This window comes from Roseicella sp. DB1501, assembly GCF_013112485.1.
Taxonomy (GTDB): domain Bacteria; phylum Pseudomonadota; class Alphaproteobacteria; order Acetobacterales; family Acetobacteraceae; genus Paracraurococcus.
In genome coordinates this window covers 162245-181070 of sequence record NZ_JABFHG010000010.1, presented here as the reverse complement: position 1 = coordinate 181070, position 18826 = coordinate 162245, and the positions used below count along the sequence as shown (strand labels likewise).

Annotated in this window: 17 protein-coding genes; 10 read left to right on the top strand and 7 right to left on the bottom strand. The window is 75.1% G+C overall.

The features are described 5' to 3' along the window. Nucleotides 1–81: 81 nt before the first annotated feature. Nucleotides 82–2484 carry a heavy metal translocating P-type ATPase gene (locus tag HJG45_RS19685; protein ID WP_171614166.1) on the bottom strand — a complete coding sequence of 801 codons (2403 nt, stop codon included), beginning with the start codon at nucleotides 2482–2484 and terminating at the stop codon, nucleotides 82–84. A gap of 100 nt (nucleotides 2485–2584) precedes the next feature. Between HJG45_RS19685 and HJG45_RS19680 the strand changes: the two genes are divergently transcribed. The 3 genes from HJG45_RS19680 to HJG45_RS19670 are packed head-to-tail and all read left to right on the top strand — an operon-like array spanning nucleotide 2585 to nucleotide 4965. Then, a complete protein-coding gene (locus HJG45_RS19680) occupies nucleotides 2585–3391 on the top strand; it encodes a hypothetical protein (RefSeq protein ID WP_171614164.1) in 807 nt (268 codons plus the stop codon). Nucleotides 3392–3410: 19 nt separating this feature from the next. Next, on the top strand, nucleotides 3411–4466 hold the full coding sequence (locus HJG45_RS19675) for a trypsin-like peptidase domain-containing protein (RefSeq protein ID WP_171614162.1): 1056 nt from the start codon (nucleotides 3411–3413) through the stop codon (nucleotides 4464–4466). A 55-nt stretch (nucleotides 4467–4521) separates the two neighbouring features. After that, nucleotides 4522–4965 (top strand): ASCH domain-containing protein, encoded by a 444-nt coding sequence (locus tag HJG45_RS19670; RefSeq protein ID WP_171614160.1) that lies wholly within the window; start codon nucleotides 4522–4524, stop codon nucleotides 4963–4965. A 16-nt stretch (nucleotides 4966–4981) separates the two neighbouring features. On the opposite strand, the gene HJG45_RS28465 is transcribed toward HJG45_RS19670, so the two are convergent. Further along, complete coding sequence (locus HJG45_RS28465) at nucleotides 4982–6184, bottom strand: MFS transporter (RefSeq protein ID WP_217362981.1); 1203 nt, start codon at nucleotides 6182–6184, stop codon at nucleotides 4982–4984. Between the two features lie 112 nt (nucleotides 6185–6296). On the opposite strand from HJG45_RS28465, the gene HJG45_RS19660 reads away from it, so the two are divergent. Together HJG45_RS19660 and HJG45_RS19655 are read left to right on the top strand one after the other, a co-directional pair. Then, nucleotides 6297–7235, top strand: a complete 939-nt coding sequence (locus HJG45_RS19660; protein WP_171614158.1) for a LysR family transcriptional regulator — start codon at nucleotides 6297–6299, stop codon at nucleotides 7233–7235. 24 nt (nucleotides 7236–7259) lie between these two features. Continuing rightward, entirely contained in the window at nucleotides 7260–8888 is a 1629-nt protein-coding gene (locus HJG45_RS19655) for a GMC family oxidoreductase (protein WP_171614156.1), read from the top strand. 150 nt (nucleotides 8889–9038) lie between these two features. On the opposite strand, the gene HJG45_RS19650 is transcribed toward HJG45_RS19655, so the two are convergent. Continuing rightward, nucleotides 9039–9848, bottom strand: a complete 810-nt coding sequence (locus HJG45_RS19650) for an SDR family NAD(P)-dependent oxidoreductase (RefSeq protein WP_171614154.1) — start codon at nucleotides 9846–9848, stop codon at nucleotides 9039–9041. Nucleotides 9849–9901: 53 nt separating this feature from the next. Then, nucleotides 9902–10624 (bottom strand): alpha/beta hydrolase, encoded by a 723-nt coding sequence (locus tag HJG45_RS19645; RefSeq protein WP_171614152.1) that lies wholly within the window; start codon nucleotides 10622–10624, stop codon nucleotides 9902–9904. A gap of 97 nt (nucleotides 10625–10721) precedes the next feature. Here HJG45_RS19645 and HJG45_RS19640 point away from each other — a divergent pair, with 97 nt between their 5' ends. Then, nucleotides 10722–11807: a hypothetical protein gene (locus HJG45_RS19640; protein ID WP_171614150.1), complete on the top strand. Its 1086-nt coding sequence runs from the start codon at nucleotides 10722–10724 to the stop codon at nucleotides 11805–11807. Between the two features lie 105 nt (nucleotides 11808–11912). Here HJG45_RS19640 and HJG45_RS19635 read toward each other — a convergent pair whose 3' ends face one another. Further along, nucleotides 11913–12800, bottom strand: a complete 888-nt coding sequence (locus tag HJG45_RS19635; protein ID WP_171614148.1) for an ROK family protein — start codon at nucleotides 12798–12800, stop codon at nucleotides 11913–11915. 87 nt (nucleotides 12801–12887) lie between these two features. Here HJG45_RS19635 and HJG45_RS19630 point away from each other — a divergent pair, with 87 nt between their 5' ends. Both HJG45_RS19630 and HJG45_RS19625 read left to right on the top strand, forming a co-directional pair. Next, entirely contained in the window at nucleotides 12888–13124 is a 237-nt protein-coding gene (locus tag HJG45_RS19630; RefSeq protein ID WP_171614146.1) for a sulfurtransferase TusA family protein, read from the top strand. Further along, complete coding sequence (locus HJG45_RS19625) at nucleotides 13121–14062, top strand: histone deacetylase family protein (protein ID WP_171614144.1); 942 nt, start codon at nucleotides 13121–13123, stop codon at nucleotides 14060–14062. Before HJG45_RS19630 ends, HJG45_RS19625 begins: the two co-directional genes overlap by 4 nt. A 42-nt stretch (nucleotides 14063–14104) precedes the next feature. On the opposite strand, the gene HJG45_RS19620 is transcribed toward HJG45_RS19625, so the two are convergent. Beyond that, complete coding sequence (locus HJG45_RS19620) at nucleotides 14105–14764, bottom strand: 3-oxoacid CoA-transferase subunit B (protein ID WP_171614141.1); 660 nt, start codon at nucleotides 14762–14764, stop codon at nucleotides 14105–14107. 22 nt (nucleotides 14765–14786) lie between these two features. Further along, nucleotides 14787–15485, bottom strand: a complete 699-nt coding sequence (locus HJG45_RS19615) for a CoA transferase subunit A (RefSeq protein WP_171614139.1) — start codon at nucleotides 15483–15485, stop codon at nucleotides 14787–14789. 150 nt (nucleotides 15486–15635) lie between these two features. On the opposite strand from HJG45_RS19615, the gene HJG45_RS19610 reads away from it, so the two are divergent. Then, complete coding sequence (locus HJG45_RS19610; protein WP_171614137.1) at nucleotides 15636–16643, top strand: tripartite tricarboxylate transporter substrate binding protein; 1008 nt, start codon at nucleotides 15636–15638, stop codon at nucleotides 16641–16643. Between the two features lie 79 nt (nucleotides 16644–16722). Then, nucleotides 16723–18819 (top strand): 3-hydroxyacyl-CoA dehydrogenase NAD-binding domain-containing protein, encoded by a 2097-nt coding sequence (locus tag HJG45_RS29485; RefSeq protein ID WP_171614135.1) that lies wholly within the window; start codon nucleotides 16723–16725, stop codon nucleotides 18817–18819. Nucleotides 18820–18826 lie beyond the last annotated feature (7 nt).

Sequence of the window (18826 nt, the reverse complement as noted above, 5' to 3'; positions counted from 1 at the left end):
CCTCCGGTGGCCTGGCTGCGCGCCAGCGGGCGCGGCGCCCATCCGGGCGCTCAGCCGGCTGCGCCGGCTGTTGGGCGTTCCTCATGCCGCATCCTCCCGCGCCGCCGCCGGTCGCCAGCGCGCCAGCAGCAGCGCATTGGCCAGCACCGAGACCGAGGAGAGCGCCATCGCCGCCCCGGCCACCACCGGCGAGAGCAGCCCGGCGGCCGCCAGCGGCAAGCCGAGCAGGTTGTAGCCGAAGGCCCAGGCGAGGTTCTGCCGGATCTTGCGAAGCGTCCGTCGCGTCACCTCGATCGCCGCCGGGACCAGCGCCGGGTCGCCACGCAGCAGGGTGATGCCGGCCGCCTGGATCGCCACGTCGGTGCCGGTGCCCATGGCGATGCCGAGCTCGGCCGCCGCCAGAGCCGGCGCGTCGTTGACGCCGTCGCCGACCATCGCCACCCGCTCGCCCGCCCGCTGCCAGTCGGCGATGCGGGCCGCCTTGCCCTCCGGCAGCACCTCGGCCGCGACGTCGTCGAGGCCGAGCCGTGCCGCCACGGCGCCGGCCGCGGCGCGGCTGTCGCCGCTGAGCATCGCCGAGCGCAGGCCGAGCGTCCTGAGCCCGGCGATGGCCGCCGCCGCGCCCGGCTTCGGCGCATCCTCGAAGGCGAGCAGGGCGAGGACGCGCGGCGCCGGCGCGCTCTCGACCAGCCAGGCGAGGCTGCGGCCCTGCCCCGACTCCGTCTCGGCCCTGGCGGCCAGCGCGCCGGGATCGGCGCCGCTCTCCGCCAGGGCGCGCGGGCTGCCGAGCAGCAGGGCGCGCCCTTCCACCCGCCCGGCGACGCCGCGGCCGGGCAGGGCGCGGAACGCCTCGGCGGCCGGCGGCGTCCCGGCCGCGGCGGCGAGCACGGCGCGGGCGAGCGGGTGCTCGCTGCCCGCCTGCAGCGCCGCGGCAAGGCGCAGCGCCTCCGCTCCGGCGATGCCCGGCGCCGCATGCAGCCCGGCGAGGCGCGGCCGGCCCTCGGTCAGCGTGCCGGTCTTGTCGAAAGCGACCAACGTCACGCCCTGCGCCCGCTCGATCGCCTCGGCATCGCGGATCAGGATGCCGGCCCGGGCCGCGGCGCCGGTGCCGGCCATGATGGCGGCGGGCGTGGCGAGGCCGAGGGCGCAGGGGCAGGCGATGACCAGCACGGCGACGGCGTGCAGCAGCGCCGGCTCCAGCCCCGCCCCGGCGAGCCACCAGCCGAGCAGCGTCAGCGCCGCGATGCCGATGACGACCGGGACGAAGACTGCGCTCAACCGGTCGACCAGCCGCTGCACCGGGGCGCGGCTGGCCTGCGCCGCGGCGACCATGCCGGCGACGCGGGCGAGCACCGTCTCCTGCCCGACCGCCTTCGCCTCGATCACCAGCCGGCCGTCGAGGGCGATGGTGCCGGTGGAGACGCCGGCGCCCGGCTCCTTCTCGATGGCATGGCTCTCGCCGGTCAGCGCGCTCTCGTCGACGCCGGCGCGGCCCTCCAGCACGGTGCCGTCGGCCGGGATGCGCTCGCCGGGGCGGACCACCACCCGGTCGCCGGGGGCGAGGGCGATGGCCGGCACCTCCTCCTCCGCGCCCGCCGCCGTCAGGCGCCGCGCGGTGCGGGGCCGCAGCTCGAGCAGGGCGCGGATGGCGGCGCCGGTCGCCCGCCGGGCCCGCGCCTCCAGCCATTTGCCGAGCAGGATGAAGAGGATGACGGTGGCGCTGGCCTCGAAATAGAGGTGGTGCTTCGCTGCCGGCCCATGCGTCGCCAGCATCCAGAGCGAGAGGCCGAAGGCGGCCGAGGTGCCGAGCGCGACCAGCAGGTCCATGTTGCCGCTGCCGGCGCGCAGCGCCGCCCAGCCGGCCCGGTAGAAGCGGGCGCCGAGCCAGAATTGCACCGGCGTGGCGAGGGCGAGCTGGAGCCAGGGATGCGGCATCCAGTCGCGCCCGAGCCCCATGCCGAGCATGCCGATGAGGAAGGGCGCGGCGAGGATGGCGGCGAGGATGAGGTTGCGCCGCTCATGGCCGCCCGGCGCGGCCGCCGCCGCCTCCGCCTCCTCGGCCGACCGCACCGTATAGCCGGCGCGGCGGACGGCCTCGGCCAGCGCCGCGTCCTCCGTGCCGGCCAGCATGCGGATGCGGGCGGTCTCGGTGGCGAGGTTCACGCCCGCCTCCAGCACGCCCGGCACGCGGCGCAGCGCCTTCTCGACCCGCAGCGCGCAGGTGGCGCAGGTCATGCCGGCGATGCCGAGGCTGAGCCTGGTCTCCGGCACCGCATAGCCGGCCCGCTGCACCGCGGCGACGAGGTCCGGCAGGGCGGCGCTGCCCGCGATCTCCGCCCGCTCGCTCGCGGCATTGACCGAGGCCGCCGTGACGCCCGGCACCTTGGCGAGCGCGCGCTGCACCCGGTTGGCGCAGGCGGCGCAGGTCATGCCGGCGATGGGCAGGGAGCGCGGGGGCGGGGGGGCGAGGGGGGCTTCGGGCATGGCAAGGCAGCATGTGGGGTCTCCTATCATGGGAGGGTCAAGGCCTCGCCGGATCGGGAAGCGGCCTTCCCGGCCGCGCGGGCGGGCCCATCTCGGCCGCGTGCCCCAGCCTCCCGACCTGCTCGCGGCGCTCGCCGCCATGCCCGCCGGCCTGTCCCTGGCCGAGCCGCCGGCGGCGGCGCTGGCGGCGGAGGCGTGGCGGGAGGCTTGGCGGCCGCCGCGGGTGCGGCTGCTGCTGCTCGCCGAGAGCCATATGGCGACCTCGGCCGCCGAGCTGGCCCTGCCGGTGCGGCTGCCGCCCGACCTGGATCCCGACCTGGATGGGGCATGGCCGCTGCCCGAAGCCGCGGGCTTCTCCCGGCATCTCTACTGCCCGGCCTATGGCGAGCCGGCGCTGCTGCCGAGGCGGGCGGCGCCGGGTGGCCCGGGCAATGCCGGCACGCCGCAATACTGGCGGCTGCTCGCCGGCATGGCGGGCCTCCCCGTGCCGACCCGCGCCGCCCTGCCGGGGCTGGCGCCGCGGCTGGCGGCCAAGGCGGCGCTGCTGCACGCCCTGCGGCGGCGCGGCATCTGGCTGACCGATGCCTCGCTGGTGGCGCTGGCCGGGCCGGGCGGGTGGCGCGCCTCGCCACGGCTGCAGGCCCTGGCGATCCGCGCGAGCTGGCAGGGCTATCACGCGGCGCGGCTGCCGGCCCTGGCGCCGGCGCAGGTCGTCGTCATCGGCCGTGGCGTCGCCGCCGTGCTCGGCCCGGCGCTGGAGGCGGCCTTCCCGGGGCGCTGGCAGGCGGTGCCGCAGCCGATGGGCGCGCGCGGCGCCGGCCCCGCCGCCGCCTTGCAGGCGGCGCTGACCCTGGCGGCGGAGCGCTTCGCGCCCGCGGTCCTTGGCGCGATTGACAGCCGGGCGTGATCCGGGGAGAGGGCGCGCCATGCCGCGCTCCCCTTCGCTCGCCGCCCTGCTGCTGCTCGCCACCACTGCCGCCTTGGCGCAGACCGGCCTGCCGCCGGGCGAGACCTTCCATGTCATGAACCGCACCGGCACCGATGCGCGCGAGCTGAACGCCGTGCGCAGCCCGCGCGGCGCCCGCAACGACTGGGGCGGCAACCTGCTCAACCCGGAGCGGCCGCTGCGGCCGGATCGCGGCTTCAACGTCCGCCCGGCCGAGGGCGCCGGCTGCCGCTTCGACCTGCGCCTGGTGCTGGCCGATGGCCGCGAGAGCGTGCTGCGCGACCAGGACATCTGCGCCGACCGCGAGGTGGAGTTGCAGGCCGCCGCCCGCCCGGCGGCGCCGCTGCCCGTGCCGGTGCAGCCGCCGCCGCAGGTGAAGGAGCAGCGGCCCAACCCGAACGCCCGGCGCGTCGCCACCGGCACCGGCTTCCTCGTCGCGCCCGACCGGGTGATGACCAACCACCATGTCATCGACGGCTGCGACCGCATCGTGGTGCGGGCGCCGGACAATCGCTGGCTCGGCGCGGTGCCGCCGGCGCGGGTGGACGAGGCGCTCGACCTCGCCCTGCTGGCGGTGCCCGGCCTGCCCGGCCCGGCGCTCGTCTTCCGCAGCGCCCCGGCGGTGCGGCGCGGCGAGGGGGTGGTGGTCTATGGCTATCCGCTCGCCGGCATCCTCTCGGATTCCGTGCTGACCCGCGGCGAGATCAACGGCCTCGCCGGGCTGGCCGACAACCGCAGCCAGTTCCAGGTGAGCGCCCCGGTGCAGCCGGGCAATTCCGGCGGGCCGATGCTCGACATGCAGGGCCATGTCGTCGGCGTCGTCGTCTCCAAGCTGAATGCGCAGCGCATCGCCAAGGCGACGGGCGACATTCCGCAGAACATCAATTTCGCGGTGAAGGGCGAGGCGGCGCTCGCCTTCCTGCAGCGCACCGGGCTGCAGCCGCAACTCGCCGAGAGTCGCGGCACCGAGCGCGGCGCGGCCGATATCGGCGAGATCGCGGCGCGCAGCACGGTCTTCATCCGCTGCGAGAAGTAGCGGCTGCATCCTGTACCCTGAAGGCCGCGGCCCGCCGCCGCATCGGGGAGACGCCATGGAGGCCGAGTTGAGGCGCGTGCTGGAGACGGGTTTTCCCGGCGAGGAAGCCCGCTATTTCCCGCCGATGTCGATCGGCGGCACGCCGGCGCAGGCGGATGCCGGCGCCGCGCTGATCCTGGCGGGGCGGAAGACGCTGACCTCCTCGCCCTTCTGGGACTATCCCGAAGGCAGGATCCCCTTCGCCGGTGCGCTGAGCGTGCTGCTGGACGGCGCGCGCCGGCCCCGCGGCATCCTCGAGACGTGGCGGGTGGAGATCATGCCCTTCGGGGCGGTGACCGAGGAGGCGGCGCGGGCCTATGGCGAGGGCGAGCGCACGGCCGCCTGGTGGCGACGGGCAATGGGGGCATGGTACCGCGACTCGGCGGCGCGCCACGGCGCGGTCTTCACCGAGGACACGCCGATCATCTGGGAATGGATCGCCGTCCTGCGCCGTCTGTGAGCCGCGGGATCGGGCGTCACGCGCCACGCCCGAGCCGCGGCAGCAGCGCCGCGACCGAGAGCAGCACCGCCAGCCAGGCCAGGGCCAGCGCTGGCCCCGTGCCGAGGGCATCCACCGCCAGGCCGACGGCGAGCGGCCCGGCGCCGAAGCCGAGATGCGCCACCACAAAATAGCCGGCGACGGCGCGGGCCCGGTCCTCGCCGCTGGCCGCCGCCGAGGCCGCGGCGAGGCCACCGGCATAGATGAAGGCATAGACCGCGATGCCGACCGCCGCGCCGCCGATCAGCAACGGCCAGGGCGCCCGCGCCACGGTGCCCCAGAAGGCGAGGGCGGCGGCGCCGACCAGCAGCGCGAGCCCAACGGCCACCGCCCGGCGCGGCGCCAGCCGGCGCTGGGCGAATTGCGCCAGCACGCCGAGCGCCATCATGGCGCAGGCCGCCGCCGGCCCGGCCTGCGGCATCCCCGCCGCCGTCAGCACCGCCGGCACGCTGGTCAGCACCGTGCCGGTGGTGCCCCAGCCGGGCAGGATGGCGAGGGTGGTCGGCCAGGTGCCGGGCGGGAAGGCAGGGCGGCGCAGCCAGGGGCCGCGCGCCGCGCCGGGCGGGCGCCGCAGCGTCTCCGGCAGACGGGCGACGAGGGGCAGCAGCAGCGCGGCGAGGCCGAGATGCAGCGCGAAGGGCAGCGGTGGGTAGCGGTCCGGCGCCACCTGCAGCGCCAGCAGGGTGAGCAGCCCGCCGGTGGCGAAGCTGCCGATCGTCGCCGCGGCGACGATGCGGGCCGCCCGCGCCCCGCCCACCGCGCCGCCGCCGCCGAGCTCCGCCGCCCAGGCCGCCGCGGCGCCGGCGACGCAGCCCATGGCCAGCCCCTGGGCGGTGCGCGCCGCCGCCAGGGCCGGCAGGCCGGGCGCGATCACCAGGACGAGGGTCGAGAGCGCGGCCAGCGCCACGCCGAGCAGCACGCAGGGCTTGCGGCCGATCCGGTCGGGCAGCGGCCCGAGCAGCGGCGTGCCGAGGATGACGGTGGCGGCGTAGCAGGCGAAGGCGAGGGCAAGGGCGCCCGCGCCATGGCCGCTGGCGGCGGCGAAGGCGCCGTAGAGCGGCAGCGGCAGGGTGGTGGCGAGGCCGACCATGGCGATCGCCAGGGCGATGAGGGCAGCGGCATGGCGTGGCGGCGACGCCGTGCGGGAGGGGTCTGCCGCAGCCGGCGCGTTTCCGTCCATGCCGCCAGCATGGCATGGCCGGCCCCGCTGCCAAGGGCGATGGCCGGCGCCGCGCTTCCACGCCCGGGCGGGAGCCGGCATCATCGCCGCGCCGACTGCCGCGGGGACGCGCGTGACCGATCTCGCCAATCTCGATCTCAACCTGCTGCGGGTCTTCGACGCGGTGGCGCGGGAGCGGCACGTCACCCGCGCGGCGGAACGGCTGAGCCTGTCGCAGCCCGCCGTCTCCAACGCGCTCGGCCGGCTGCGCGCGGCGCTCGGCGACGAGCTGTTCCTGCGCCGGCCCGGCGGCGTCGAGCCGACCGCGCTGGCGCGCAGCCTGGAAGGCCCGGTGGCCGAGGCGCTCGACCGGCTGCGCGACCTGCTGACCGCCCGCGCGCCCTTCGACCCGGCGACGAGCGACCGCGTCTTCCCCGTCGGCTTCAGCGAATATGCCGAGGCGGTGCTGGCCCCGGCGCTGCTGCAGCGCATGCACCGCGAGGCGCCGGGCTGCCTGCTCGCCATCGCGCATGCCGACCGCACGAACTGGGAGGCGCTGCTGGATTGCGGCGATGCCGTGCTCGCCGTCGCCGTGCTGCCGGAACCGCCGGCGCTCTACACAAGGCTGCGGCTGCTGCCGGAGGCCTTCTTCACGCTGATGCGGCCCGGCCACCCGCTGGCCGAGGGCGAGCTGACGCTCGAGCGCTTCGCCAGCGTGCCGCATCTGCTGCATTCGCCGAACGGCTCGCGCGACGGCGCGCTCGATGCGGCGATGCGCGAGGCCGGGCATCCGCGGCGGCTCGGCGCGGTGGTGGCGCATCTCTCGGCGGTGCCGGAGATCCTGCAGCGGACCGACATGGTCATCACCCTCTCGGCCCGCCTCGCCGCGCAGCTCGCCCTGGCGCACCGGCTGGTGCTGCGCGACCCGCCGATCGCGGTGGAGCACACCCGGCTCTCCCTGGTGTTCCATCGCCGGCTGGAGGCGGATGACGGCCATGCCTGGCTGCGGCGGCTGATCCTCTCCGTCGCCCGCGACGTCGCGCCGGCCCAGCTCGAGCCCCTGCCCGAATGAACATGGCTGAATGAACATGCCCGAATGAACGAGTTCGATTACGTCATCCTCGGCGCCGGCAGCGCCGGCTGCGTGCTGGCCAACCGTCTCTCCGCCGATGGCGCGACCGTCGCGGTGATCGAGGCAGGCGGGCCGGACCGGCATCCCTGGATCCACATCCCCGCCGGCTATGCGAAGATCCTGACGCATCCGCGCCTCACCTGGGGCTATCGCACCGAGCCGGATGCCGCGACCGGGCATCGCGCGCTCGATTATCCGCGCGGCCGGGTCTGGGGCGGCTCCTCCTCGATCAACGGGCTCGGCCATGTGCGCGGGCATCCCTCCGACTACGATCTCTGGGCGCAGAAGGGCTGCACCGGCTGGGGCTGGGACGAGCTGCTGCCCTATTTCCAGCGGCACGAGGCCTTCGCCGGCGGCGGCGAGGGGCGTGGCAGCGCGGGGCCGCAGCCGGTCGAGCACCTGGCCGAGGTGCCGCCGCTGCTCGGGCCCCTCGCCGAGGCGGCGCGCGCCATCGGCCTGCCGGTGCAGGCGGACATGAACGGGCCGGAGCGCGAGGGCTTCGCCACCTTCCAGCAGACGCGGCGCGGCCGCCGCCGCATCTCCGCCGCGCGCGCCTATCTGGTGCCGGCGATGCGGCGGCCGAACCTGCGGCTGATCGACCGCGCCCTGGCGCTGCGCATCGTGATCGAGGAGGGGCGCGCCACCGGCGTCGCCATTCGCCGCGACGGCGCCGAGGCGGTGGTGCGGGCGAGGCGCGAGGTGGTGCTGAGCGCGGGCGCCATCGGCTCGCCGCAGCTGCTGATGCTCTCGGGCCTCGGGCCGGGGGAGGCGCTCGCCGCGCTCGGCATCCCGGTGCTGCGCGACCTGCCGGGGATCGGGGCCAATCTGCAGGACCACTACATCGCGCGGATGAGCTTCCGGCTGGCCGCGCATCGCTGGTCGGCCAACCGGCGCATCGCCGGCTGGCGGCTGCCGCTGGAGGCGCTGCGCTGGGCTCTGCGCGGCGATGGCGTGCTGACCTGGTCGCCGGGGATGTTCTCGCTCTTCTCGCGCACCCTGCCGGGGCTGGAGGCGCCGGACATCCAGCTCAATGGCGGGCCGCTCTCCTGGGCCGAGGAGCCGGGGGAGGGGCGCTGGCCGGGCCTGCGCATCGGCGTGCCGGAGGCGGCGCCAGGGCTGACCATCGGCGTCTGGCAATGCCGGCCGGAGAGCCGCGGCAGCGTGACGCTGGCCTCGCCCGACCCGGCCGCGGCGCCGCGCATCGCGCCGCGGCACCTGAGCGCGGCGGCGGACCGGGACTGCCTGGTGCGGGGGATGCGCCTCGCCCGGCGCTGGCTGGTGGCGCCGCCCCTGGCCGGCATCGTCACCGGCGAGGCGCGGCCGGGGCCGGCGGCCGAGAGCGACGCCGATCTGCTGGACTACGCGCAGGCGACCGGCGGTACGGTCTACCATCCCTGCGGCACGGTGCGCATGGGCGGGGCGCATGACGGGGCGCCGCTCGATCCGCAGTTGCGGCTGCGCGGCGTGGCGGGGCTGCGGGTGGTGGATGCCTCGGTCTTCCCCGACATCCCGGTCTGCAACATCAACGCAACGGTGCTGAGCGTCGCGGAGAAAGCGGCAGACCTGATCCGGGCGGCGGCGCGGGCGGGTTGAGCTCGGCGATCCCGCATCGCACGAGCGTCCCGCCCAAGCTGTCGCCTCCCGTTGCCCTGCCGCGGCTTCGCCGCGGCAGGCTGTGACGTGCCTTGCGCCAGGAGGGAGTCACCGGGGCCCCCGCGGCGGCGCGAAGCGACGTCGTGGGGATTATCGCATCTCGGAGGGCAGCGCCGCGATCGCCGTCGCGCCGGCATCGACCGGGACGATCGCCCCCGTCATCCAGCGCGCATTGCCGCTGCAGAGGAAGGCGACCGCCGCGCCGACATCCCAGCCGCTGCCCTCCACCTGCAGGATGCTGCGCTTGCGCCGCGCCTCCCGCATCGCCGGCGACATGCCGCCCCGCTGCACCATCGGCGTGTAGACCATGCCGGGGCAGACGCAATTCACCCGGATGCGGTCCGGCGCGTGATGCACCGCCATGGCGCGGGTCATGTTCACCACCGCGCCCTTGCTGGTCGGGTAGAGCAGGTTGGGATGCCCGCCGCGCAGCCCGGCGACCGAGCCGATATTGACGATCGCCCCGCCGCCCGCGGCGCGCATCGCCGGCACCGCATACTTCGCCATCAGCATCATGGAGGTGACGTTGACCAGCAGGCCCTGCGCCCAGGCCTCCGGGTCCACCTCCTCGGCCGTGCCGGGCGGGCCGCCGATGCCGACATTGTTCACCAGCGCATCCAGCCGGCCCCAGCGCCCGGTCGCCGCCTCGACGATGCGGCGGCACTCCTCGGGCTTCGTGACATCGGCCGCGACCACCACCGCCTCGCCGCCCTCGGCCTCGATCAGCCGCCGCGTCTCCTCGGCCCATTCGGCAACCGCATCGGCGAGCACCAGCCTTGCCCCGGCGCGGGCGAGCAGGATGGCGGCGGCGCGGCCATTGCCAACGCCCTCGCCGGGGCGCGAGCCGGCGCCGGTGACGATCGCCACCTTGCCCTCGAGATCCGGGCCGATGCTGTCCATGGCGTTCCCCTCCGTTCTTCGGGGCGGGATGCTGGCACCCGCGGGCGCCGGGCTCAATCCGCCTCCCGGGCCGCCATCAGGAAGGCGAGGGCCGTCACCGCGATCTCTGGCGGCAGGGTGTGGCCGCCGGCGAATTCCCGGTAGATCACCGGATAGCCGGCGCGCTGCAGCTTCGGCACCAGGCGGCGGCTGCAATGCTCGATGGAGAGGACCGCATCCTCGGTGCCATGGCTGAGGAAGAGACGCGGCCGTCCCTCGAGCCGCATCGGCGCGACGAAGCCGGGCGAGAAGGCGAGGGCATGGGTGAAGAGCCCGCCATTCATCAGCGCCAGCGACAGCGCGTAGGAGGCCCCGTCCGAGAAGCCGGCGACGGCGAGGCGGTGCGGATCGACCGGCCAGGCGGCGAGGATGCGGGCCAGCGCCGCCTCGATGCGGGCGATGTCGGGCCCGTAGCCGCCCTCCAGCACGTCCCAGCTCCGGCCGAGGCTTTCGGGGAGCAGGATCAGGGCGCTGTCGGCGATGGGGGCGAGGCGGCGGAGCGTCCGCGCGGCGTCGCCGGTCGCGCCATGCAGCATCACGATCAGCGGCAGCGCCCGGTCGGGCGGCAGGCCGGCGGGCACCCGCAGCAGCCCGTCCCGCCCGCCGCCGAGGCCGAGCGGGTGCAGCCCCGGCGGCAGCGGCCAGGGCGTGCCGGGCGGCGGCGGGGCGGCCGGGATGGCGATGCGGCCGGCCGCGTGGCCGTCCTCGGCGGCGTCTTCGGCATCGGAAGGAGCCATGCGGCGAGGCTGGAACGCCGGCGCCCCGCCGGCAAGCACCGTCTTCGCCCACCCCCCCCTGGCCCGACCGGGCGGGACGATGGCAATTGGCCGCCGCATGGTGCCTCGCCGTCATCCCGCCCCGTCCCGGCCATTCCGACGCCGCCTGCTGCTCCTGGCCGGCGGGCTGGCCTCGGCCCTGCTCGCCGGCTGCGCCGGGGTCGGGCCGCAGCGACTCGACATGGACCAGATGGGCTATGCCGAGGCGCTCGGCGAAGGGCTGAAGCGGCAGATGCTGCTGAACATGGTGCGGATGCGCTATGGCGACGTGCCGACCTTCCTCTCGGTCAGCCAGCTCATCTCCGGCTACCAGCTGCAGAGCTCAGGCCAGCTCGGCCTCAACGCCTATCCGAACGCCGCGCCGGGCAATTACGCGACGGTCGGCGGCACGGTGCAGTACACGACGCGGCCGACCTTCACCTTCACGCCGGTGACCGGCGAGCGCTTCGCGCAATCCTATCTGCGCCCGCTGGCGCCGGCCGAGCTGCTTTCCCTGGCGCAGAGCGGGGCGCCGGTCGACCTCATCTTCCGGCTCGGCGTGCAGGCGGTGAACGGCATGCCGAATGCGGCGACCAGCGGCGGGCAGTCGCAGGACGCCTCGGGCGGCTTCCTCGCGCTGATGCAGGCGATGCGGCAGATGCAGGCGACCGGCAATCTCGGCCTGCGCTTCGAGCAGCGGCCGGGCGGCGGGCGCCGCGTCATCCTGCTGCTCGATGCCGAGAAGGGGCCCGGGGCGGATGCGATGCGGCAGATGCGCCAGCTCCTCGGCGTGGCGCCCGGCAGCCGGGAGCTCGAGGTGGTATATGGCGGCCAGCGGCGGGCGCCCGGCCAGCTTGCCGTGCAGACGCGCTCGATGCTGCAGATCCTGAACGAGCTCGGCGCCCAGGTGGATGTGGCGGAGCAGGACGTGCAGCGCGGCGAGACCGGCGCGGCGCTGCCGGGCGAGCGGATCATCCGCGTCCTGCAGGGCGGCAAGCCCCCGGCGGATGCCTATGCCGCCGTGCCCTATCGCGACCGTTGGTTCTGGATTCCCGCGGGCGATTACGGTTCGAAGGCGGTCTTCACCTTCGCCTATGTGCTGCAGGTGCTGGCCGAGAGCGGCCAGGGCGCGCCGACGCCGCTGGTGACGATCCCGACGCAGTAGATCGCCTGTCGCCCCGCTGTGGCGTCGCCACGGCAGGCTGTGCCGCATCAGGGCCAGGAGCGAGTCCCGGGGCCCGCGCGGCGGCGCGAAGCGACGGCGCGGGGATCAATCCCAGAGCCGCGCCGCGCCCAGCACGCCGCTGCTGTCGCCATGCAGCGCCGGGACCAGCGGCGTCTCGACATGGTCGCTGAAGACGAAGCCCGCCATGCGCGCCGGCACCTCGTCCCGCAGATGCGCCATGTTGGACAGGCCGCCCGCCAGCACGATGCAGTCGGGGTCGAGGATGTTCACCACATGCGCCAGCGCCCGGGCCAGCCGGTCGGCATGCCGGGCGAGCGCCGCGGCGGCGCGCGCATCGCCCGCGGCGGCGCGCGCCGGCAGGCCGCTGGCGTCGCGGGCGCCCGGCCCGTCCGCCTCGGCGGCGAGCGCCGGGCCGCAGAGGAAGGCCTCGATGCAGCCCCGCCGGCCGCACCAGCAGGCCGGGCCCGGATACTCCTCCGGCGTCATCCAGGGCAGCGGGTTGTGGCCCCATTCCCCGGCGATGCGGTTGCGCCCCTCGAGGATGCGCCCGCCGGTGACGATGCCGGCGCCGACCCCGGTGCCGAGGATGACGGCGAAGACCGTGTCATGCCCCGCCCCAGCGCCGTCCGCCGCCTCGCTCATCGCCAGGCAATTGGCGTCATTGGCCAGCCGCACCGGCCGGCCGAGCCGCGCGGCGAGGTCGGCATCCAGCCGGCCGCCGTTCAGCCAGGTGGAATTCGCCCCGCGCACCAGCCCGGTCCGCGGCGAGAGGCTGCCGGGGATGCCGATGCCGATCGTGGCCGCGCCGCCGAGCTCCGTCTCCGCCGCCGCGACCAGCTCGCCGACCAGGGCGATGACGCCGGCATAGGCGGGCGGCGTCGGCGCTCGCCGCCGTAGCCGCACCGCTCCCGCCGGGTCGAGCGCCGCGATCTCCGTCTTGGTGCCGCCGAGGTCGATGCCGATCCGCCACATGGGCCGAGACTGCAATCCTGCCCGGGCCGGGACAAGCCTTGCGGCGACAGCCTTGCAGGAGCGGCGCCCGGGTGCTGGATTCGGGCGATGTCGGACACCCTCCTCGACGTCCAGGGCCTCTCCTGCCCGCTGCCGGTGCTGCGCGCCAACAAGGCCCTGCGCGGCCTGCCACCCGGGGCGCTGCTGACCGTGCTCGCCACCGACCCGGCCAGCCAGCGGGACTTCGCCGCCTTCTGCGCCGAGACCGGGCACGCGCTCGTGTCCGCGAGCGAGGCGGGCGGGGTCTACCGTTATGTGCTGCGCAAGAGGAGCGAGCCGGCATGAGCACGCTGCTGCTGACCCACCGGGCCTGCCTGCTGCACGATCCGGGTGATTACCACCCGGAATGCCCGGACCGGCTGCGCGCCGTGCTGAAGGCGCTGGACCAGGAGGAGTTCGCCGACCTCATCCGCGACCAGGCGCCGGAGGCGACGCTAGAGCAGCTCTGCCGCGTGCATCCGCGCAATTACGTCGAGGCGATCCTCGGCATCCGCCCGCCGGCCGGCGAGACCGTGGCGCTCGATGGCGACACCATCATGAGCCAGGGCAGCGCCGAGGCGGCCTTGCGCGCCGCCGGCGCGGCCGTCGCCGCGGTGGATGCGGTGATGCAGGGCGAGGGTGGCGGCGGCACGCGCCGCGCTTTCTGCGCCACCCGCCCGCCCGGCCATCATGCCGAACCGGGCCGGCCGATGGGCTTCTGCCTCTTCGCCAATGCCGCCATCGCCGCCCGCCACGCCATCGCCGCGCATGGCGTGGCGCGGGTCGCCATACTCGATTTCGACGTGCATCACGGCAATGGCAGCCAGGCCTGCGTCGAGCGCGAGCCGGCGATTCTCTACGCCTCCTCCCACCAGTGGCCGCTCTATCCTGGCACCGGCGATGCGCGGGAGCGCGGCGTCGGCAATGTCTTCAACGCCCCGCTGCCGCCGGGCGCCGACGGCGCCGCCTTCCGCGCCGCCTGGGCGGAGCGGCTGCTGCCGGCGGTGGAGCGCTTCGCGCCGGGGCTGCTGGTGATCTCGGCCGGCTTCGACGCGCATGCCCGCGACCCGCTGGCGCAGCTCCGGGTGCAGGAGGCGGATTTCGCCTGGCTCACCGCCGAGATCTGCGCCCTGGCGGAGCGGCATGCCGGGGGCCGCGTCGTCAGCCTGCTGGAGGGCGGCTACGACCTCGACGCGCTGGCGCACAGCACCGCCGCGCATGTGCGGGCGCTGATGCGCAGCTAGCTCCCCGCGAAGCCGCTGCGCGCCGTCGCGGGGGCCGGCGCGTCAGGCGCGGTGCAGTTCAGCGTCGGTGCGGGCCTGGAGATCCGCGAAATCGAGGCCATGGACCATGTCGATGACGACGAAGCCCTTCGGCGTCACGTCGAGCACGGCGAGGTTGGTGTAGACCCGGCTGACGCAGGCGGCCGCGGTCAGCGGGTAGCTGCAGCGGCGCAGCAGCCGCGCCGCGCCCTCCTTCGTGGTGTGCTCCATCACCACCCAGACCCGCTTCGCCCCGACCGCGAGATCCATGGCGCCGCCGATCTGCCGCCCGGTCTCGGTCGGCGAATGCGCCCAATTCGCCAGGTCGCCATTCTCCGCTACCTGGAAGCCGCCGAGCACGCAGAGGTCGATATGCCCGCCGCGCACCATGGCGAAGCTGTCGGCATGATGCACGAAGGCGCCGCCGGGACGGAGGCTGACGCGCTGGGTGCTGGCATTGACCAGCCAGGGATTCTGCTGGTGCGGCGCCGGGGCCGGGCCCATGCCGAGGATGCCGTTCTCGGAATGCACCACCACCTCGCGCTCCGGCGGGATGTAGTCGGCGATCAGCGTCGGGATGCCGATGCCAAGATTGACGTACCAGCCTTCCGGCACGTCCTGCGCCGCCCGCGCCGCCATGCCGGTGCGGGTGAGCGGCTCGAAGCCCTGCCGCGTCTCGTTCATGCTCGCTCCCTCGCTCATGGCGTCACCGCGGCAGCACGGGGTCGCCGACCGGCAGGTGCAGCACGCGGTTCACATAGATGCCGGGCGTATGGATGGCGTTGGCGGGCAGCATCCCGAGATCGACGGCGTTGTGCGTCTGCACGATCGTCAGCTTCGCCGCCATCGCCATGATGGGATTGAAGTTTTGCCCGGTCTCCCGATAGGTCAGGTTGCCCCAGCGATCGGCCATCCAGGCCTCGATCAGCGCCACGTCGCCGGGCAGCGCCTCCTCCAGGATGCAGGGCCGCCCCTGGTACTCGCGCACCTCCTTGCCCTCGGCGATGAGGGTGCCGGCGCCGGTCGGGGTGAAGAAGGCGGGGATGCCGGCGCCGGCGGCGCGGATGCGCTCGGCCAGCGTGCCCTGCGGGATCACCTCCGCCTGCAGCCTTCCGTCGCGCACCCAGTCGCCGGCGACGCTGTTGGCGCGCACGAAGCTGGTGATGACCTTGCGCACCCGGCCCTGGTCGATCAGCCGCGCCACCACGTTCGGCGGCTTGCCCGGCACGCGCAGCCGCCCGGCCGAGTTGATCACCAGCGTCAGGTTGGTCGCGCCCTGCTCGAGCAGCCCTTCCAGCAGCGCGTTGGGCGCGCCCACCTCGCCGAAGCCGGGCATCATCACGGTGGCGCCGTCCGGGATGCCGGCCATGGCCTCGGCCATGGAGCGGACAAATTTGTCGATCATGCCCGGGCGCGTCCTCCTCGCCTCTCGTCCTGGGATTGCGTGGAGTGTAGGCGCGGCTTCGCCGGCCCGGCCAGCCCTGGCGGCATCGCGGCATGGGTGCTTCACTGCGCGCGGGCGCGCGGAGACGCGTCGCAGACGGGAGAAACCGCCATGATCCGCCGCCCTGCATCCGCGGCGCCCGGCCGCCGCGCGACGCTCGCCCTGCTCGCCGCGCCGGCCCTCCGGCCGCTCGCCGCAGGGGCCCAGGCGCGCTTCCCCGACCGTCCGCTGCGCCTCGTCGTGCCCTTCGGCGCCGGCGGCAACCTGGACACGCTGGCGCGGCTGCTGACGCCCGCCGTCGCCGAGCGGCTCGGCCAACCGGTGGTGATCGAGAACCGCCCCGGCGCCGGCGGCAACCTCGGCACCGAACTGGTGGCCCGCGCCCAGCCGGACGGGCATACGCTGCTGCTCGGCTCCAACGGCGCCCTCGTCATCAACCCGCTGATCATGGAGCGGGTGCCTTACGACCCGGCGCGGGACTTCCTGCCGGTCTGCCTCTGCTTCCGCACGCCGCAGGTGCTGGTGGCCAGCCCGAAGCTGCCGGTGCGGAGCCTCGAGGAATTCGTCGCCTATGCCAGGGCGCGGCCGGGGCAGCTGCAATGCGGCTCGGCCGGCACCGGCACCTCGAACCATCTCAACATCGAGCTGCTGAACGCCGCGACCGGCATCGGCCTGGTGCATGTGCCCTACCGCTCGAGCGGCGCCGCGACGCCCGACCTGCTGAGCGGCGCGCTCGCCTGCTCGATGGAGCAGGTGACGACCGCCCTGCCGCTGCACCGCGACGGGCAGCTCCGCATCCTCGCCGCCGCCCTGCCGCAACCCCTGCCGATGCTGCCCGAGGTGCCGAGCCTCGCCGCCGCCGGGGTGCCGGGGGGCGGCCTCGTCTCCTTCATCGGCATCCTGGTCCCGGCCGGGACCCCGGCGCCGCTGATCGCCGCCCTGCAGGCGGGCTTCGCCGGGCCGCTCGCCGATCCGGCGCTGCGGGCGCGGGTGGAGGAGACCGGCAGCCTGCTGGCGGATCCCCCGACCCGCAGCCCGGAGGGTTTCGCGGCGCTGCTGCGGCAGGAGGCGGTGCTGTCGCGCCAGGCGGCGGGCCAGGCCGGGCTGCTGCTGCACTGAAACGCTCTCGCCAGGGCCGGGCAGACGGTCTAGCCTCGGCTGAACGATAGCCGGCTAAGCAATCGGCGGAGGGATCGAGGTGTCCGAGAGAGAGGTGGTTCGCTTCGAGATCGAGGACGGCATCGGCGTCATCACCATCGACAACCCGCCGGTGAACGCGCTCGGCGCCGGCGTCTCGGAGGGCATCATCGCCGTGGTCGAGCGCGGCGAGGCCGATCCGGCGGTGCGCGCCATGGTGCTGATCGGCGCCGGCCGCAGCTTCATCGCCGGGGCCGATATCCGCCGCTTCGGCACGAAGCGCGAGACGCCGAGGCGCCGCAGCTACGACGTGCTGGAGGGCAGCGCGAAGCCGGTGGTCGCCGCCATCCACGGCTATGCGCTGGGCGGCGGGCTGGAGCATGCGCTCTGCTGCGGCTGGCGCATCGCCGTCCCGACGGCGAAGGTCGGGCTGCCCGAGATCCTCATCGGCATCATCCCGGGCGGCGGCGGCACGCAGCGCCTGCCGCGGCTGATCGGGGCGAAGCCGGCGCTGGAGATGATCACCACCGGCCGGCATGTCCCGGCCCCGGAGGCGAAGGCGCTCGGCATCCTGGACGCGCTGGTGGAGGGCGACCTACGCGCGGAGGCGATCGCCTTCGCCCGGCGGATCGCCGGCGAGCCGCCGCGCCGCATCGGCGCGCGGCCGCCGCCCGCGGCCGAGCCTGGCCTGTTCGAGGCGGCGCGGAAGGCCATCGCCCGCAAGGCGCGCAACCAGCGGGCGCCCTACCACGCCATCGCGGCCGTGGAGGCGGCGACGCGGCTGCCCATCGCCGAGGGCCTGGCGGAGGAGCGGCGGCTCTTCGCCGAGCTGGAGAATTCCGACGAGGCGCGGGCGCTCCGCTATGCCTTCTTCGCCGAGCGCGAGGTTGCCCGCCTGCCGCATCTGCCGAAGGACCTCGCCGCGCCGGAGATCCGCAGCATCGCCGTGGTCGGGGCCGGCACCATGGGCGGCGGCATCGCCATGAGCTGCGCCGATCATGGCCTGCCGGTGAAGCTGCTCGACGCCTCGCCCGAGACGCTGGCGCGCGGGATGCAGCGCATCCGCGACAACTACGCCGTCTCGGTCCGCCGCGGCAGCCTGGACCAGGCGGCGATGGAGCGTCGCCTGGCGCTGATCCAGCCGGTCGAGCGCTATGAGGACATCGCCGATTGCGACGCGGCGATCGAGGCGGTGTTCGAGCAGCTGCCGGTGAAGCAGGCGGTCTTCGCCGAGCTCGACCGGGTGATGAAGCCCGGCGCGCTGCTGCTGACCAACACCTCGGCCATCGACATCGACCGCATCGCCGGCGCCACCGGCCGGCCGGAGGCGGTGGCGGGGACGCATTTCTTCGCCCCGGCCAATGTCATGAAGCTGTTCGAGGTGGTGGAGGGCTCGCGGACGGCGCCCGGGACCATGGCCGCGGCGATGCGGCTCGGCCGCGCCATCGGCAAGATCAGCGCCTATGCCGGCAATTGCGACGGCTTCGTCGCCAATCGCAGCCGCATCCCCTTCACCATGGAACAGAACCTGATGGTGGAGGAAGGCGCCCTGCCGGAACAGGTCGACCGGGTGATGGTCGAGTTCGGCTATCCCATGGGCCCCTTCGCGGTGAACGACCTCTCCGGCCTCGATGTCAGCTACCAGACCCGGCGGCGGCGGCTGGCGGAGGACCCCGGCTACCGCATGCTGCCCATCCCGGACCGGCTGGTGGAGATGGGGCGCAAGGGGCAGAAGGCCGGCGCCGGCTGGTATCGCTACGAGCCTGGCGACCGCACGCCGCATCCCGACCCGGAGGTGCACCGGATCATCCGGGAGGTGGCGGCGGAGCAGGGCATCGCGCAGCGCGAATTCTCCGACGAGGAGGTATTGCAGCGCCTGCTCTTCGGCTCGGTGAACGAGGCCTGCAAGATGATCGAGGAGGGCAAGTGCCTCCGCGCCAGCGACCTCGACGTGATGTGGCTGAACGGCTTCGGCTTCCCGCGCTACCGCGGCGGGCTGATGTTCTGGGCGGACGGGATCGGCGCCCGCGAGGTCTACAACCAGATCGCCGCCTGGCACCAGCGCTACGGCGCGCGCTGGGCACCGGCCCCGCTGCTGCGCGAGACCGCCGAGCGGGGCGGGCTGCTGCGCGAGCAGAAGGCACCGCAATTGCGGTAACGACGGG